Annotated in this window: 2 protein-coding genes; one reads left to right on the top strand and one right to left on the bottom strand. The window is 75.9% G+C overall.

Annotation, left to right across the window (positions count from 1 at the left end; all coding sequences use genetic code 11):
* Window positions 1-118: 118 nt before the first annotated feature.
* Window positions 119-1,306 carry an alanine racemase gene (gene alr, locus LE181_RS31730; RefSeq protein ID WP_225665065.1) on the bottom strand — a complete coding sequence of 396 codons (1,188 nt, stop codon included), beginning with the start codon at window positions 1,304-1,306 and terminating at the stop codon, window positions 119-121.
* Window positions 1,307-1,387: 81 nt separating this feature from the next.
* On the opposite strand from alr, the gene LE181_RS31725 reads away from it, so the two are divergent.
* Window positions 1,388-1,662: NAD(P)H-hydrate epimerase (locus LE181_RS31725; protein ID WP_308103677.1), on the top strand; the 275-nt coding region annotated here is incomplete at its 3' end.

The raw sequence follows: 1,662 nt of genomic DNA, 5'->3' as shown, positions 1-1,662 counted from the left end.
GCGCCAGCCGGCCGCGGCCGCGGCGGCCTCCGTCGCTCCGGCGGCCGCCGCCGAGGCTCCGGCGGCCGCCGTGAGTGCTGCCGCCGCCGCTCCCGTACTGTCGCCGCCCTCGCTCATCTCACGCCCCCGTGTCGTCGCGTCCGTCGCGTCCGGGTCCGTCTTCTTCCCGGACTTCTCCGACATAGACGCGCGGCACGCGCGCGGAGATGCGGGTGATGACTTCGTAGGCGATGGTTCCGGTCGCCCGGGCCCAGTCCTCGGCGGTCGGCTCGCCGCGGTCGCCGGGGCCGAAGAGCACCGCCTCGTCACCGACCTCGGCGCTGTCCCCGCCCAGGTCGACGACGAACTGGTCCATCGCGACCCGGCCCGCCACCGTGCGCCACTTGCCGCCCACCAGCACCGGGCCGGTGCCGGAGGCCGCCCGCGGGATGCCGTCCGCGTAGCCGACGGGGACCAGCGCGAGGGTCGTCTCACCGGGGGTGACGTAGGTGTGGCCGTACGAGACGCCGTGCTGTCCCGGCACGCGCTTGACCGAGGCCAGGGAGGCGGAGAGCGTCATGACCGGCTTGAGGCCGAAGTCCTCGGGGGCGCCCACCTCGGGGCTGGGCGACACGCCGTACATCGCGACGCCCGTGCGCACCATGTCGAAGTGGGTCTCGGACAGGGTGAGGGTGGCCGGCGAATTGGCGATGTGCCGGACCTCGGGGTTCAGCCCCTGGCGCTCGGCGTAGGAGACCGCGTCCCGGAAGACGTCGAGCTGCGCCCGGATGGAGGGGTGGCCCGGCTCGTCGGCGCACGCGAAGTGCGACCAGATGCCGGTGACCTTCAGCAGGCCGGCCTGCTCGGCGTCCCGCGCGGCGGCGACGAGCTTCTCCCAGTCGCCGGGCTGACAGCCGTTGCGGCCCAGACCGGTGTCGATCTTCAGCTGGACGCGGGCCGGGCGGCCTGCGGCGCGGACGGCCGCCGTCAGCTCGTCGAGGGCCCACAGCCCGCTGACCGATACGTCGATGTCCGCCTCGACGGCCTCGCGCCACGGGTCGCCGGGCGTCCACAGCCAGCACATCAGCCGGCCCCGGTCGCCCGCGGCGCGCAGCGCCAGCGCCTCGTGCGGAGTGGCCGTTCCGACCCACTGCGCGCCGGCCTGGCGCGCGGCCCTGGCGCAGGGCACGGCGCCGTGCCCGTACGCGTTGGCCTTCACGACGGCCATCAGCTGCGCACGGGGGGCACGGGCCCGCAGGGCACGTACGTTGGCCCGCAGGGCGGCCAGGTCGACCACGGCTCGGGCGCGCATCGGTGTCTCACTCATCCCCGTCAGTGTCTCAGGCCATGGTCCCCGGTGATGTCTCACGGGTGTCACAACCGGGGCGGACGGGGGAGGCTGTGCCCCATGAGGACTGCCTACAGCGTCGAGACGGTACGGGCCGCGGAGCGGGAACTGATGGCCGCGCTGCCCCCGGGCGCCCTGATGCAGCGCGCCGCCGCGGGCCTGGCGGCGGCCTGCGCGGACCTGCTGGGACGCCGCGTGTACGGGGCGCGGGTCGCCCTGCTCGTCGGCAGCGGGGACAACGGCGGCGACGCCCTGTACGCGGGCGCGCGCCTGGCCCGCCGCGGCGCGGGCGTGACGGCGGTGCTGCTACCGCCGGACCGCGCCCACGCCGGCGG

Origin of the sequence: Streptomyces sichuanensis (assembly GCF_020328095.1) — a bacterium.
GTDB lineage: Bacteria > Actinomycetota > Actinomycetes > Streptomycetales > Streptomycetaceae > Streptomyces > Streptomyces cinnamoneus.
The sequence above is the reverse complement of the archived record's forward strand: the minus strand, read 5'-3'. Positions and strand labels throughout refer to the sequence as shown.